Genomic DNA, 14364 nt, shown 5'->3' with positions numbered 1-14364 from the left:
CGTTTAGCTAGAGTGAGGGAGTGGGTGGCCATCTGACTCAGAACCTGCGGTCGGACGCGCTGGACAACCGTGAGCGCATCCTCGACACCGCCCGGGCGGTTTTCGCCGCCGAAGGCATGGACGTGCCGATGCGTGAGATAGCCCGACGCGCCGGAGTCGGCCCCGCCACCCTCTACCGCCGATTCCCCACCAAGCAGGCGTTGGCCACGGAGGCGTTCGCGGATCAGATGAACGCGTGCGTCGCCGTCGTCGACGAAGGGCTCACCGACCCTGACCCCTGGCGCGGCCTGTGTCTCGTGATCGAACAACTGTGTGAGCTGCAAGCCCGAAGCCGAGGCTTCACCGCGGCGTTCACCTCGGCATTTCCCCACGCCGTGGACCTCGCCGCCAAGCGCGAAGCCGCCCTCACCTCGCTGGCCGAACTGATGCGCCGGGCCAAGGGCACCGGCCACCTGCGGCCGGACGTGGGCCTGGACGACCTCGTTCTCATGCTGATGGCCAACGGTGGCCTGTACGCCACCTCGACGAACGCGCGGGCTGCCGCCTCTCGGCGCTTCGCCGCGCTCACGATCGAGGCGTTTCGCACCTGATCGGCACCCGGCTGGCGGCACGCGGACAATGGGGCGATGAAGCGAGAAGTGAACCTGATGCGGTTGACCGGCACGCGTGCCGACGGCGCGGTGGCGACGGGCGCGGCGGCTACCGGCGCGCGGGCTGCGGGCGCGGCGTCGGTCGGTGCCCTCGCCGTGGGGGCGCTGGCCGCCGGGGCCGTGGCCGTCGGGGCGCTGGTCATCGGGCGGCTGGTGATCCGCCGGGCGGTCGTGCGGGAGTTGCGCGTCGGCCGGTTGGAGATCGACGAGTTGGTGGTGCACAGCCGACCCACTGCTGAGGCATGACCCACGCGACACCGTTCGGTGCGCGCTCGGGCCGCCCGGGACGGGGTGGACAGCCTGTCGGTCTGCCCACCCCGCTGAGAGCGGCTCAGTAGCGACGCAGGATGCGCTTGTCCGCGTCCAGGTGGCGGTCGAGTTTGATCACGATGAACTCGTTGTTGTCCGCCTGGCCGGCCGTCCGGCCCGCCGACGACGGGAAGTTGTTGTCATTCAGGACGGCGAGCGTGCGGTCATCGAGGATCACCACGTCCTCGATCGTCTGGAACGGGAACGTGAACGGGTCACCGAACCCACCGACGTGGCGAGGGTTGGCGATTGCCATCAGGTCGGCGACCAGCGTCTTGTCGAGCAGTCCGTCGTGGTTCCGGTCGCGCTTGTCGGCGAGATAGATCTTCTTGACCTGTGCCGTCTCGCCCTGGCCGTTGTCCCGCTCGATGATCAGGAAGCGGTCGCGATCGACCATGATGGCGTCACCGATCGCGTGCGCGGGAGAGTCGAGCGCGTAGGCCCAGCGTCGGCCGGTGTAGGCGTTGGTCCGGGTGTCGAACTCGTTGAGCCGGAGGGTGCCGGCCGGATCACCAGTGGTCGTGCCCTCAAGCAGCGGGTAGAGCGTGCGACCGTCCGGCGACTGGGCCATTCCCTCGAAGCCCTTGCTGCTGGCGAGGTTGGCCGGGGTCGTGCCGCGGCCCGGGTTCTCGGGGGCGAAGACGCCGGGCAGCGGCACCGGCGTCTGCAGTAAGCGGCCCGCCCGGTCGAAATGCAGCAGGTACGGACCGAATTCGTCACCGACCCAGTACGTGCCATCCGCCGTCCGGGTGATCGATTCGACGTCGAAGTCGGCTCCGGTGAGCACGCGGTCGGCACGAGTGAGCGGGAATGGCACCTTGCCGTACGGGTCGGTCAGGTTGATGCCACCGAGCACGTCCACGGCACCGCTGCCAAAGTCGGGCGCTACCCGCTGAACACGCAGCACGAAGTCGGCACTGTTGGCCTTGTTGCCGAAGCCGTTGTCGGACAGCACGTCGAAGGTGCCGTCGGTGTTGCGCAGGACGCCGCTGAACCCCTGGATCGGCTGGTCGGCGAACGGCGGGGTGATCCCGTTGATGGGGGCACTGCCGAGCGACGAGCCGGACGGTTCGCTGCCGGGAACGAAGGTTGCCGCCGGCAACGCGGCGAACGACAACAACTCGGCCTGGTCCCACGTGTTCCGCTCGGCCGCCGCCGCGGTCGCGGCGCCCGGCAGCGTCAGGGTCAACGCGACCGCCGCAGCAGTCAGGCCCACCCGCTTGCTTACTGCCATCAATCCTCATCTCTCCAGGTACGAGCAGAGCGTTCTCGGTCCGCTGGCACCGTAGAGCGATGTGGTGAACTCGAACTGGCCACAGGGGAATGTCCGCTCAAACCGCCGGCGGATGCCGCACGGCTGTCAGCCGCGCCGGGCCTCCCGCCTGCCGACGTACGGCTGGCGGGAGGCCCGGCGTCGGTCAGCCGTCAGCGGCCCTGCAGGCGCTTCACGTTGTCGCCGAAGGTCCACCCCTTCGACCCGTCCCAGTTCGCCGACCAGGTCATCAGGCCCTTCAGGCCGGGTACGGAGTTCCACGCCTGCGTGACCAACGACGTCGACAGGTGGCCGCCGCCGGCCCCGATCTGCGCGGGCAGGCCCGGGACCTGCTTGTCGTACGGCACCCGGATGGTGGTGCCCTGGATGGTGAGGCCGTTGTTCAGGCACTGGGTCTGCACCGTGAAGCCCTGCACGGTGCCCGCCGGGTACGAGTCGCCGGCGCAGCCGTACATGCTGCCGTTGTAGTACTGCATGTTCAGCCACCAGAGCCGGCCGTTGTCCACGTACTTCTTGATGATCGGCAGGTACGAGCCCCAGATCGAGCCGTAGACCACGCTGCCCCCGGTGACGTAGGCCGTCTCCGGAGCCATGGTCAGGCCGAAGTTCGACGGCATCCGGGCCAGCACGCCGTCGATGATCCGGATCAGGTTGGCCTGCGACGTGGACAGGGTGTTGATGTTGCCGCTGCCGGTCAGGCCGGTCTCGATGTCGATGTCGATGCCGTCGAAGTGGTAGGCCGTCAGGATCGGCACGATCGTCGCGATGAACCGGTCGGCGACCGCGCTGGAGCTCAGGTCGATGCCCGCTGCGGCCCCGCCGATCGACATCAGGATGGTGGCGCCGGCTGCTTTGGCCTGGCACATCTCGGCCGGGGTGGCAACCTTCACGCCGGCATCCATGCCGTTCTCCCAGAGGACCGTGCCGTCCGAGCGGATCACCGGGAACGCCGCGTTGATCACGTTGTAGCCGTGCTGGTTGAGCCGGCTGTCGGTGATCGGGATCCAGCCGAGGCCGGGGTGCACGCCGTTGGAGGCCCCGTCCCAGTTCTCCCAGTAGCCCTGCAGCACCTTGCCGGTGGGCCGCGACTTCACCGCGCAGGTCCCACCGGTTGGTGGTGGCGTGGTGGGGGGAGGTGTGGTGGGCGGCGGTGTGGTGGGCGGCGGCGTCGTCGGTGGTGGCGTGGTGGGCGGCGGGGTGGTCCCCGAGCACGCGCCGAGGTCACGCCAGAGCGATGGAGTCGAGGCGGGGTTCCAACCGGCACCGGGGTGCGCGGTGTGGGTGACCAGCGCCTGGTAGAGCCGGCCGCCGTAGGTGACCTGGGTGCCCGCCTGGTAGGTAGGCCCTTCGGCCCACGCGGGGGCGGTGCAGGCGACCATCGGAACGGCGTTGGCCGAGGGTACGGCCGCCATGCTGCTGGGGACGAAGGCGACGGCGGCCGTGACGGTCATCGCCGCCCCGGCCACCGCTGCGAAAATCCGACGTCTTCTCATGGCTCACTCCCCAGGCTTCGGCGACCCGCGACCTCCACATATTGACGTTCGTAACCCTTAATATCAAGGGTTGTTTACAGATGGCGGGGAGCGGTCGCCGCGAGAGGGGGCATGGGCCCTTTTGGTGGCGTGTCCTCCCGCAAGGTAAAAGTTGAGTTATTTTCCTCTTCTGTCCGAGATTCACTGTTGGCGTGAATACGGTGAGGTCGGGCGATCAGGCACGTCATCGCGCCAGCGGCTGTGCGCATCTGCCCGCGTTCGGAATCCACTGACCAACGAGGGAGAAGAGACCATGCTCGGTATCTCGCTACGTCGGCCGAAGACCATCGCCGCAACGCTCGCCGCCGCGACGCTGGTGACGGTGCTCGGCTCAGCCGCCCCAGGCGTGTCCGCGGACGGCGGTGCGCGACCAACCCCGGACGAGGGGCATCGCACCAGACCGACCATCGTCCTGGTGCATGGCGCCTGGGCGGACGGTTCGAGCTGGAGCGGGGAGGTCAAGAGACTCCAGGCACGCGGTTTCGATGTCCAGGTCGCGCCGCAACCCAACCGGGGGCCGTCGATCGACAGCGGCTACCTGAAGGACTTCCTGTCCACCATCGAAGGTCCCATCGTGATCGCCGCCCACTCCTATGGCGGTTTCGTGACGAGCGACGCCGCGACCGGCAACAAGAACGTCAAGGCACTCGTGTTCGTCGACGCCTTCGCCCCGAACAAGGGGGAGACCGTGGAAGAGCTCACCGCGGGCTCCGGCTCGATTCTCGAACCGGCCCTGACCGACCCCACGAGCGTCTTCAAGCTCGTACCGTTCCCCGGCGCCCCGGAGGGCGCGGCCGACGCGTACGTCCTGCCGAAGGTGTTCATCCCCGGCTTCGCCAACGGTCTGCCCCGGCGGCAGGCGGAGGTGCTCGCCGTGACCCAGACCGCTCTGGCCACGAGCGCGCTGGGGGTGCCGGCCACCGAGCCGGCGTGGAAGACGATCCCGGTGTGGGCGGTCATCGGCACCGAGGACCGGGTCATCCCGCCGGCCCGCCAGGAAGAGATGATGAAGCGGGCGGGCGCCGACATCACCCGGATCGACGCCGGTCACCTGGGCCTGATCTCGCATCCCGGCGAGGTAACCGAGGTCATCCTGGAGGCGGCCCGGACGACCGCCTGACGGTCTCCTGAACCCGGCAGCACCCAGAGCGCGGGGTGGCGGAAAGGCCGGCCGTGGCATCGCGTGAGCGATACCACGGCCGGCCGTCGTGTCGGTCGGGTCGTCGTGTCAGTCGGTCGCCTTGGCGGCGGCCTCGATCTGGTTGGTGACCGCGCCCGCGTCGGTGACCATGGACAGGTGAGGCGCGTTGATCTCGATCGTGTGCGCCTTGGCCCTCCTGGACATGGCGACCTGCTGAGCGGCGGGGATGACGGCGTCCTGCTTGCCTACCACCGACCACGAGGGGATGGTGAGCCAGGCCGGCTCCTTGGACTCCTCGACCAGCGCGTTGAAGGCCAGCGGACGCTGCCGGGAGGCAAGCACCGCCACGTCCTTGGCGGAAATGCTCTTGTCGGCGAACGCCTTGCCGAAGATCGACGGCTTCACGTAGAGGTTGACGTTGTGCGGGTCGTCACCGGGGATCGCGACCTGGTCGAAGACGGTGGACGCTTCGGCGGCGAAGATCGAGCCCGGCACGGCCGAGGTCAGCGACAGCACGGTGTCGTGCTGGTCCGGGATGTACGCGTCGACGTAGACCAGGGCCTTGACCTGCTCGTCGCCCCGGGCGGCGTTCGTGATGACCATGCCGCCGTACGAGTGCCCGACGAGGACGATCGGTCCGGTGATGGTGTCCAGGTACGCGCGCAGGTTGGCGGCGTCGTTCTCCACGCCGGACAGCAGATTCGGCGGCGTGACCACCCGGTAGCCGTCGTGCTGGAGCTTGGCCGCCACCTTGTCCCAGCTCGACCCGTCCGCCCACGCCCCGTGCACGAGCACGACTGTCGGCTTGGCTGTTGCGGGCCGCGTGTGGAGGGTGTGACTCGTCGAGGCCTGGGCGGTGCCGAAACCGGCACCACCCAGTGTGAGCGCACCGATGACCACGCCCACGGAGATGAGGCGCCGCCGGGAAAACAATTTCACGGTGTTTCCTTTCACTGACTTACTTCACTTCGCACAGAAGTCGAGCAGGGCGGCGTTGACCTGATCGCTGTGGGTCCAGGCAATGGCGTGCGGCCCGCCCTCGATGACGAGCAGGCGCGAATCCGCGATGAAGGCGGACAGCCGCTGGCCGGTGACCCCGATGGGTAGGACCCGGTCCTGGTCGCCCTGAATCACGAGTACCGGCACGTCAATCTTGGGCAGGTCGGCGCGGAAGTCGGTGAGCCACGTCGGGATGCAGGCCACGACGGCGACGGGAGATCCGGCCACTGCCACGTTCACACTCGCCTGGAACGCCTCGTCGCTGACCAGCGAACCGCCGTAGACGTCAAAGTTGTAGAAGTTCTCCAGGAACTGCTTGAGCCACCCGTTCCGGTCCGCCCGCGCGGCCTGGATGAACCCGTCGAACAACGACTGCGGTGCGCCTTCGGGGTTGTCGTCCGTCCGCAGGAGAAACGGCGGGATCGGCGACATCAGCACTACCTTCGCGACCCGCTCGGTGCCGTGACGACCCAGGTACCGGGCAACGTCGCCGGTTCCCATCGAGTGACCCACGAGGATCGCATCGCGTACGTCCAGTTTCGTGAGCAGCGCGTTCACGTCGTCGGCGAACGTGTCGACGTTGTATCCACCGTCGGGCTGGCTGGAATTGCCCCAACCCCGCCGGTCGTACGTGATGACCCGGTAACCGGCCGCGAGCAGTGCCGAGACCTGCTTTTCCCAGGCCTGCCCACTCAGCGGATAACCGTGGCTGAGTACCACCGGCCTACCAGCACCGTGATCCTCGTAATAGATCTCGATCGGATCGGCTCCCTCTGAGCCAACTGTGACATGGGGCATGCGCACTCCTTGGGCTTGCGTTCCGCGTTGGAACCATGCCGAAGGTACGGAGATGGCACCGTTTCGCGAATCACCCGAACCACGTAGTCCCGTTGTCGGCGAACGACTCGACGGACAACGAGAAGTGGGCGATGCGGGGGAGCCGGGGCAGACCGCAGGCTGGGCCGAAAAGCGAAGCCGCTGCCCTTCCATCCCTAGGATGTCAATCGTGACGACGCCCGACCGCAGGCCCCCGGACGCGCCGCGGTCCCACTGCGAGTTCAAGGTCTTCGGCGGTCTCGGCTGCCGGCGGGACGGCTCGGACGTCGATCTTGGCCCGGTGCGCCAGCGGATCATCCTGGCCAAGCTCCTTGCCGCGGGCGGTGACGCGGTCAGCCTCGACGCCATCATCGACGGCGTATGGGAGGACCAACCGCCGCCCAGCGCCGCCAACCAGGTCCACCGGCACGTCGGGCACATCCGGCGGATCTTCGAACCGGACCTGGACGTCCGCGAAACCGGTCGCTACCTCCTACCGGCCGGTACGGGCTACCGGCTGGTCCTCGCGACCGAGGACTCCGATCTGGCCATGTATCGCGAGTTGGTTCGGCGGGCCCGCGAGGCACTCGCCGGCGGCGACGTCATGGCCGGCGTCCGGGCGTACCTGACCGCTCTGGAGCTTGGCCGCAGCCCTGCGTTCACCGACCTTCCGGCCAGTGCGTCGAGTTCACCGGAGTTCGTCGCCATCGAACGGGAGCGCGTCGCGGTGGCGCTCGCCGCCGGCGAGGCGGCGATCGCCAACGGCATGGCCGACACCGTGTTGACCCCACTGTTGAGCGTGGCCGCCGCGGTGCCCCTGGACGAGGCGCTACAGGCGTGCCTGATGCGCGCGTACCTGGCCACCGGTCACCGGGCGGAAGGGGTGCGGGTCTTCGAGCGGACCCGTCAACGTCTCGCCGAGGAGTTGGGGGTCGACCCGGGGCCGGAGCTGCGTGAGGCGTACCGGGAACTGCTCGCCAGCGGCTGGACCCTCCAGGAGGAACTGCGCCCGCCCGAGGCTCTCCGGCCCGCGCAGCTGCCGCCGCAGGTCGCGGGCTTCGTCCGCCGGAACGACGTGGCCGCCGTGCTCGACGACCAACTGTCCGACGCGTTCGGCGACGCGGCCATCGTGATCACCGTGCTCGGCGGCATGGGCGGCATCGGCAAGACCGCGCTCGCCGTGCACTGGGCCCACCAGATCGCCAGCGAGTTCCCCGATGGCCAGTTGTTCCTGAACCTGAGGGGTCTCGATCCGGACGGACGCGTCATGTCACCGGAGGAGGCACTCGCCACGTTGCTCGCGTCCCTGGGCGAGCCGGCGGTCTCGTCACCGCAGGAGACCGTCGACGCGCAGGCAGCCCGTTACCGCAGCCGCCTCTTCGGTCGTCGACTCCTGATCCTCCTGGACAACGCGCGCGACTCCGCTCAGGTCCGCCCCCTGCTGCCGGCCACCCGGGGTTGTCTGGTCATCGTGACGAGCCGCAACCGGATGACGAGCCTGGTAACCCGGGAGGGCGCGCGTTACCTGCACGTTGATCGGCTGACCGGGGCCGAGTCCCGTCAGCTTCTGATCAACCGCCTCGGGGCCCGTCGCGTCACAGCGAACCCGGAGGCCCTGGAGAGGGTCATCGCGCTCTGCGCCGGGCTGCCGCTCGCACTGGCGATCGTCGCGGCCCGCGTGGCCCTCAATCTGGCCCTGCCATTGAGCGCGGCCGTCGACGACGTCTCCGCGCCGTCCGCCAGGCTCGACGCGTTGTCCAGCGTGGACTCCACCGACGATGTCCGATCGGTGTTCTCGTGGTCGTACCAGGCCCTCGACCCCGCGACGGCGCAGGCCTTCCGTGCCCTCGCCGTCCACCCGGGGCCAGGGATCCCGCTGGAGTCGGCGGCCAGTGTCGCCGGAGTCGGTCGCGCACAGGCGCGCGCACTGCTCATGGAACTGGTGACCGCGAATCTGCTCGACGAGTCGCAGGCCGGGCGGTATGTGCTGCACGACCTGTTGCGGGCCTACGCGGGTGAACTCCTCGACGAGGATCAGGAACGACCCGAGTACGAGCGGCGCCTCATCACGCATTACCTGCACTCGGCCCGCGCCGCGTACGCGACACACCACCGGCAGCCGGTCGGCGACGTCAGCGAACCGCCGTCCGAGGTGACACCTGAGTCGTTCGACAGCGTGCCACAGGCAGCCGCCTGGTACGCGCGGGAACGCGCCGCGCTGTGGGCGACCATCGACCTGGCCCTCGCGCACGGCCTGGGGCGTGACGCGGCGGCCATGGTCCTCGCCGCCTCGGCGCCGGGCAGCAACTCCATACCCCCGGGCCGGACACAGACCGTACTCGCGATCCTCGATCTGGTCAGCGTGCTCGGTGAGCCGCTGGTGGAGGCCGAACTCCTTCGTACCGTCGGTGAGGTCTTCGCCCCGCTGCCGCAGGCCGACGAACACCTGCGTCGAGCCCTGTCCATCTTCGAAGGCGCCGGAGAGCTTGCCGGGCAGGCCGACGTCCTGCGAAACCTCGCCGTGCTGTCGTTGTCGCGTGGCGACCACGACGCCGCGAACGGGTACGGCGAACGCTCGGTCGGTCTTGCCCGGCAGACGGGGCACCAGGAACTGCTCGCCGTCTCGCTGCTGACACTCACGAGAGCGCTCCTGGGGTCCGACCGGTTCGAGACCGGCACACGGCTCGCTGAGGAAGGGCTGGCCATTGCCGTCGCGCAGCACCTCGATCACCTGAAGATCTACTACGCGCAGCTCATCGCCGAGTCCTCCTGGAAACTCGGCCGCCTCGAACAAGCGGTGAAGGTGTCGGAGTGGGGATTGACGGAAGGCATCTGTGAGTCGGACGGGCCCCGGTGTGCCGTCGCGGCGATCCTCGCGCGGGCCGCGTTCGATCTGGGCGACCTGGTGCGCGCGGAACGCGGGTGCCAGCAGTTCGAGAACCTGATCGCCGACAACGGCTTCCGGGAACTCATCGAGTTCGCCGGCATGGAGCAGGCCGAGACATACCGGACAATGGTCGCGTATGTCCGGGCCCGCCTGAGCTTGATGAGGGGCGCGTCCTGAGCGGATAGGGCGAGCACTCAGTCTGCACTCGTCGTGCACCGCGGTGCGATCGGATCGTCGTCGAGACCCCGAACCCTCGCCCGAGGAGCACCATGCACCGCGTCGTAACCGAGCCTGCCCGAGCCCTTCCCGATGCGGTACTGACCCCGCGGCAGGAACAGATCGCCCTACTGGTGGCGGCCGGCTCCACAAACGTCGAGGTCGCGGCGAACCTGGTCATCAGCACCCACACCGTCAAACATCACCTGCGCGGAGTGTTCCACCGGCTCGGCGTCGCATCACGCCGCGAACTGCGCAGCAGGCTGGCCGGTGACGATACGACAAACCACTTCACCCAGAGCCGCTGCCTGACCAGCCAGGAGCGGGACATCGCACGGAGGGTATCGGGCGGTGCCTCCAATCGCGAGGTGGCGGCACAGATGTTCATCAGCCCGAGCACCGTGGACTATCACCTACGCAAGATCTTCCGCAAGCTCGGCATCGCCTCGCGCCGCGAACTGGCGAGACGGGGCGCACATGTCGCGCTCCGATCGGATGGCGCACCGCCGGCCGTGGTGAGGCCGCTGCGGTTCGAGGCGTAACGAGGTGTTCGTCTGACCGACGACTCGGCTTGACGTCCCAGACAAAACTATCTACATCAATATCCCTATGATGGGACATCACCCACACCACTGCCATCTTGACCACGGATCCGACGACGACGCGCCGTACGGCCAGGTTGATCTCCCCGCAGGCTTCGGCCGACGGGCGCTTCTGGCCGGTGCTGGCGGCACGCTGATGCTGGCCGCGCTGCCGACCGCCGCCAGGGCGGCCAATACGACGATGGCCGGCGCTCCGACCGCGGCGGCCGGCGCCAGCCGGTCATCCCGAATCACCCAGGGCACGACGTTGGTCCACACGGACATGCACAACCACACTGTCATGTCCGACGGTGACGGCAGCGCCGAAGCCGCATTCGCGTCGATGCGCGAGGCCGGTCTGGACGTCGCGGCCCTGACCGATCACGCCACTCTCTTCGCCATCGACGGGCTCAGCTCGTCCGAGTGGCGGACCACCGGCGACCTGGCCAACGCCGCCAACGACCCGGGTCAGTTCACCGCTGTCCGCGGGTTCGAGTGGTCGCACCCGTTGCAGGGGCACATCAACGTCTGGAACACCTCCGACTTCGCCGACCTGTTGCGGGCCAGCAGCCCCGGCAGCCTGTACAACTGGCTCACCGGCCGACCCGGGGGTCTGGCGAGCTTCAACCACCCCGGTCGGGAGGCGGGCCGGTTCAACAACTTCTCCTTCAACGCCTCGGCCCGCGATCAACTCGTGGGGCTGGAGATGTTCAACCGGACCGACGACTTTCTCTTCGAGGGCTGGTCGTCGGGTGCGACGTCGCCGCTGGTGGCCTGCCTGAACGCCGGTTGGCGGCCGGCTCTGACCGGCGTCACCGACGAGCACGGCACCAGTTGGGGCTTCCACGAGGGTAAGGGCCGCAGCGGACTGTGGGTCGCCGAGAACACCCGCGCCGCGGTGTTCGAGGCGATGGCCGCCCGCCGTTCCTTCGCCACACGCGTCTCGGGTCTACGGGTGGACGCCACCGCCAACGGTGTACGCATGGGTGGGGTGCTGAACGTGACCTCCGGCGACGTACGGTTCCTGCTGGACCTGGACCGCGGCTCGGCCTGGGACGGCAAGCCCCTGCGGATCCAGGTCCTCCGTCCCGGCACCTCGGCGCCGACCGTCGTCGACGTCATCGACACCGTCAACGGTCAGGTCACCGACTTCACAGTGCCCCTCAACGTCGCCGACGGCGACTGGGTGGTGCTCCGGATCTCCGACCCGTCGGTGCCCAACGCCACCCCCGGCCCAGTCGGCCACCTGTGTAACGACTTCGCGGTGGCCTACACCAGCCCCTGGTGGCTCCGGCCCTGACCCGTATCTGGATCGGGATGCCGGGCGGCGTGACGGGGAGGTAGCTCTCGCCTCGGTCTGTCTACTGTCGGTGACAGCACCGTCGGTATTCTTCAGCCGTCATCCGACAACCTCCCCTGCGTGTTCGTGCTCGGTGACCTGAGCGCCCAGGGATGCGGCCCCTGAGAGGACCCGGCGATGAGCCTGTCGTTCCCGTTGCACCAGAATCCGAGCCCGGCGAGCGCGCAGCGGCGAGCCGAGATCATGGCCAATCCGGGGTTCGGCACGCACTTCACCGACCACATGGCACGGGCGGTGTGGAGGCCCGACGGCGGCTGGCAGGACTCCGAGATCATCCCCTTCGGTCCGATCCTCATGCACCCCGCGGCGGCCGTACTGCACTACGCCCAGGAGATCTTCGAGGGCATGAAGGCGTACCGGCACCGAGACGGCTCGATCTGGTCGTTCCGGCCGCACGCCAACGGCGAGCGCTTCGCCCGGTCCGCCCGGCGGCTGGCACTGCCCGAGCTGCCGGTGCCGGACTTCATGGCCTCGGTCGAAGGACTGGTCCGTGCGGATCAGGTGTGGGTGCCGGACGAAGACGAATACAGCGTCTACCTGCGGCCGTTCATGTTCGGCTCTGAGCCGTTCCTGGGGGTTCGCCCGGCGAAGGAGATCACCTACATGGTGATCGCCTGCCCCGTCGGCGCGTATTTCTCCGGTGGCGTCAAGCCGGTCTCCATCTGGCTCTCCACCGAGTACACCCGGGCGGCGCGGGGCGGCACGGGCGAGGCGAAGTGCGGCGGCAACTACGCCTCCAGCCTGGCGCCGATGGTCGAGGCCGCCGAGCACGGCTGTGAGCAGGTCTGTTTCCTGGACGCCGCCGAGGGCCGCTACGTGGAGGAGCTCGGCGGCATGAACCTCTACTTCATCACTGCCGACAGACGGATAGTCACCCCGGCACTCGGCACGATCCTCGAGGGCGTCACCCGGGCTTCGATCCTCATCCTCGCCAAGGATCTGGGCCTGCAGGTCGAGGAGCGCCCGGTGGAGATCAGGGAATGGCAGGAGGGTGTGGCCTCCGGCGCGATCACCGAGGTCTTCGCGTGTGGCACCGGCGCCGTGGTCACGCCGGTCGGGCGCCTGGTCTGGGAAGGTGGCGAGGTGACGGCCTCGAAGGCCGGCGCCGAGGACTCGGTGACCATGCGGCTGCGCCGCCACCTGCTCGACATCCAGTACGGTCGGGCCGCCGACCCGTACGGGTGGATGACCCGCCTCGTCTGACGAGGAACGCCGGGGACCATCCCGACGGCCGCTGAGACCAGCCGCTGCTGTCCGCTGTGCCCCACCGGCGGGCGGCGGCGTCACGGCGTGCGGTAGTGGCCGGTGAGCCGACCGAGCTTCATGGCCAGGTGCAGGCACAGTCGTTCGTTGCCGTCCTTGAGGTCGGTCCCGGCGAGCTGTTCCACCCGTTGCAGCCGGTAGTAGAGGGTCGTCCGGTGCAAGCGGAGCTTCTCGGCGGTGGCGTGCGCGTTGCCCGCCAGGTCCAGGTAGGCCTCCAGGGTCTCCAGCAGCACCTGGTGGGCATCGTCGCGCAGCAACCGCTCCAGCCCGGGATGGACGCCCGCGACGGCGAGGTGCTGAGCGTCCAGTTGCGACAGCACCCGGTAGATGCCGAGGCCGGCCCAGGAGACCACCCCGCCCAGCGCGGGCAGTTGCGTGCCGACCCGGGCGGCCTGCGCGGCCTCCTGGTAGGACTCCACAGCGTCGGACAGCCCGGCACGAGGCTGGCCGATCCCGGTCACCGTCCGGTCCACCGACGCCAGGCCCCGGGTCGCGGTGCCCAGCGCGTCGTTGAGGTGCCCGGCGGAGGCTTCCGGCGAGGGTCGGCCGGCGACCCGGTCGCCGCAGACCAGCAGCACCCCGTGGTCGTGCCAGACCAGGTGCAGCGTCTCCCGCACGCCGATCCAGCGGCGGGTGTTGACCAGGGCCTGTTCCAGGGCGATCCGGGCCACCTCGTCGGGCTGCCGCCCGGCGGCCGGCACGAGCTGGGCGACGAGCGCGACAGTCAACCCGTCGGCGACCACCACGCCCTCCTCCAGCAGCGCCCGCGCCGCGTGCTCGCGCGCCTGCCGGCTCTCCACCAGCAGGGTACGGGTGGCCTCGGTCTCCCGCTGGGAGGCGAGCTCACCGAGCAGGTTCTCCCGGTACAGGGCCAGCGACAGGTCGGCGAAGGGGCCGGTCGCGGTGGCGATGTCGGCATCGGTCATCGAACCGTCCGCGTCGATGAACCAGACGAACCCGAGCAGCAGGTCGTCGTGCCGGATCGGCACGCACACCCTTGCCAGCAGGTCCAGTTCGGCGCACGCGGGGGTGCGGATCGGCGCGTGAGCCGTGAGCACGCCCATGTCCCGGAACCAGGCGATCACCTCCGGCGTCGTCTGCCGGCGCAGGATCGACGTCCGCCGGACGTCGTCCATCGGACCGTCGTGCTCGCTGTAGGCGACCACCCGCTGTCGGCGATCCTCGATGAGGGCGGGTCGCCCCACCCGGGCGGCGACGGCGTCCACGATTCGCTGGAGCTCACCGTGCATATAACTCCCCTGGTTGCGCTGCGTGACAGGGATCGCGCGACCGCCAGTCCTTACCCTCCGGTGCCGATGGGTCATCGCGCAAGGTCC

At 69.0% G+C, this 14364-nt stretch carries 12 protein-coding genes; 7 read left to right on the top strand and 5 right to left on the bottom strand.

Annotated features, from left to right (window positions below; all coding sequences use genetic code 11):
* Window positions 1-20 precede the first annotated feature (20 nt).
* Together ACGF3C_RS22185 and ACGF3C_RS22180 are read left to right on the top strand one after the other, a co-directional pair.
* Window positions 21-590 (top strand): helix-turn-helix domain-containing protein, encoded by a 570-nt coding sequence (locus ACGF3C_RS22185; RefSeq protein ID WP_357230948.1) that lies wholly within the window; start codon window positions 21-23, stop codon window positions 588-590.
* Between the two features lie 36 nt (window positions 591-626).
* Window positions 627-896: a hypothetical protein gene (locus ACGF3C_RS22180; RefSeq protein WP_357230951.1), complete on the top strand. Its 270-nt coding sequence runs from the start codon at window positions 627-629 to the stop codon at window positions 894-896.
* Between the two features lie 85 nt (window positions 897-981).
* Here the strand turns inward: ACGF3C_RS22180 and ACGF3C_RS22175 are convergent, their stop codons facing one another.
* Both ACGF3C_RS22175 and ACGF3C_RS22170 read right to left on the bottom strand, forming a co-directional pair.
* The gene (locus ACGF3C_RS22175; RefSeq protein WP_393224748.1) at window positions 982-2193 is read right to left on the bottom strand and encodes an esterase-like activity of phytase family protein; all 1212 of its coding nucleotides are present in this window, start codon (window positions 2191-2193) and stop codon (window positions 982-984) included.
* A gap of 191 nt (window positions 2194-2384) precedes the next feature.
* Window positions 2385-3725, bottom strand: coding sequence for a carbohydrate-binding protein (locus ACGF3C_RS22170; RefSeq protein WP_393224745.1), 1341 nt, complete (start codon window positions 3723-3725; stop codon window positions 2385-2387).
* 292 nt (window positions 3726-4017) lie between these two features.
* Here ACGF3C_RS22170 and ACGF3C_RS22165 point away from each other — a divergent pair, with 292 nt between their 5' ends.
* The gene (locus ACGF3C_RS22165; protein ID WP_393224742.1) at window positions 4018-4884 is read left to right on the top strand and encodes an alpha/beta fold hydrolase; all 867 of its coding nucleotides are present in this window, start codon (window positions 4018-4020) and stop codon (window positions 4882-4884) included.
* Window positions 4885-4992: 108 nt separating this feature from the next.
* Here the strand turns inward: ACGF3C_RS22165 and ACGF3C_RS22160 are convergent, their stop codons facing one another.
* Together ACGF3C_RS22160 and ACGF3C_RS22155 are read right to left on the bottom strand one after the other, a co-directional pair.
* Window positions 4993-5844 (bottom strand): alpha/beta hydrolase, encoded by an 852-nt coding sequence (locus ACGF3C_RS22160; RefSeq protein WP_357232387.1) that lies wholly within the window; start codon window positions 5842-5844, stop codon window positions 4993-4995.
* Between the two features lie 24 nt (window positions 5845-5868).
* Window positions 5869-6702 (bottom strand): alpha/beta hydrolase, encoded by an 834-nt coding sequence (locus ACGF3C_RS22155; protein ID WP_357232390.1) that lies wholly within the window; start codon window positions 6700-6702, stop codon window positions 5869-5871.
* Between the two features lie 208 nt (window positions 6703-6910).
* Between ACGF3C_RS22155 and ACGF3C_RS22150 the strand changes: the two genes are divergently transcribed.
* The 4 genes from ACGF3C_RS22150 (at window position 6911) to ACGF3C_RS22135 (ending at window position 12967) form a co-directional block, all read left to right on the top strand.
* A complete protein-coding gene (locus tag ACGF3C_RS22150) occupies window positions 6911-9784 on the top strand; it encodes a BTAD domain-containing putative transcriptional regulator (RefSeq protein WP_357232393.1) in 2874 nt (957 codons plus the stop codon).
* A 92-nt stretch (window positions 9785-9876) separates the two neighbouring features.
* Window positions 9877-10365, top strand: coding sequence for a helix-turn-helix transcriptional regulator (locus ACGF3C_RS22145; RefSeq protein ID WP_357232396.1), 489 nt, complete (start codon window positions 9877-9879; stop codon window positions 10363-10365).
* 70 nt (window positions 10366-10435) lie between these two features.
* Window positions 10436-11704, top strand: coding sequence for a CehA/McbA family metallohydrolase (locus ACGF3C_RS22140; protein WP_393224736.1), 1269 nt, complete (start codon window positions 10436-10438; stop codon window positions 11702-11704).
* A 177-nt stretch (window positions 11705-11881) separates the two neighbouring features.
* Entirely contained in the window at window positions 11882-12967 is a 1086-nt protein-coding gene (locus ACGF3C_RS22135; RefSeq protein WP_393224733.1) for a branched-chain amino acid aminotransferase, read from the top strand.
* 80 nt (window positions 12968-13047) lie between these two features.
* Here the strand turns inward: ACGF3C_RS22135 and ACGF3C_RS22130 are convergent, their stop codons facing one another.
* Window positions 13048-14277, bottom strand: coding sequence for a PucR family transcriptional regulator (locus tag ACGF3C_RS22130; RefSeq protein ID WP_393224730.1), 1230 nt, complete (start codon window positions 14275-14277; stop codon window positions 13048-13050).
* Window positions 14278-14364 lie beyond the last annotated feature (87 nt).

It is taken from the genome of Micromonospora sp. NPDC047762 (genome assembly GCF_043204655.1).
Lineage (GTDB): Bacteria > Actinomycetota > Actinomycetes > Mycobacteriales > Micromonosporaceae > Micromonospora.
This window is presented reverse-complemented; position numbering and strand designations above follow the sequence as displayed.

Excerpts from the sequence above, each read along its gene's own strand:
- ACGF3C_RS22140 (WP_393224736.1), top strand. The coding sequence starts at position 10,436 with ATGGGACATCACCCACACCACTGCCATCTTGACCACGGATCCGACGAC.
- ACGF3C_RS22155 (WP_357232390.1), bottom strand. The coding sequence starts at position 6,702 with ATGCCCCATGTCACAGTTGGCTCAGAGGGAGCCGATCCGATCGAGATC.
- ACGF3C_RS22135 (WP_393224733.1), top strand. The coding sequence starts at position 11,882 with ATGAGCCTGTCGTTCCCGTTGCACCAGAATCCGAGCCCGGCGAGCGCG.
- ACGF3C_RS22145 (WP_357232396.1), top strand. The coding sequence starts at position 9,877 with ATGCACCGCGTCGTAACCGAGCCTGCCCGAGCCCTTCCCGATGCGGTA.
- ACGF3C_RS22165 (WP_393224742.1), top strand. The coding sequence starts at position 4,018 with ATGCTCGGTATCTCGCTACGTCGGCCGAAGACCATCGCCGCAACGCTC.
- ACGF3C_RS22170 (WP_393224745.1), bottom strand. The coding sequence starts at position 3,725 with ATGAGAAGACGTCGGATTTTCGCAGCGGTGGCCGGGGCGGCGATGACC.
- ACGF3C_RS22175 (WP_393224748.1), bottom strand. The coding sequence starts at position 2,193 with ATGGCAGTAAGCAAGCGGGTGGGCCTGACTGCTGCGGCGGTCGCGTTG.
- ACGF3C_RS22180 (WP_357230951.1), top strand. The coding sequence starts at position 627 with ATGAAGCGAGAAGTGAACCTGATGCGGTTGACCGGCACGCGTGCCGAC.
- ACGF3C_RS22130 (WP_393224730.1), bottom strand. The coding sequence starts at position 14,277 with ATGCACGGTGAGCTCCAGCGAATCGTGGACGCCGTCGCCGCCCGGGTG.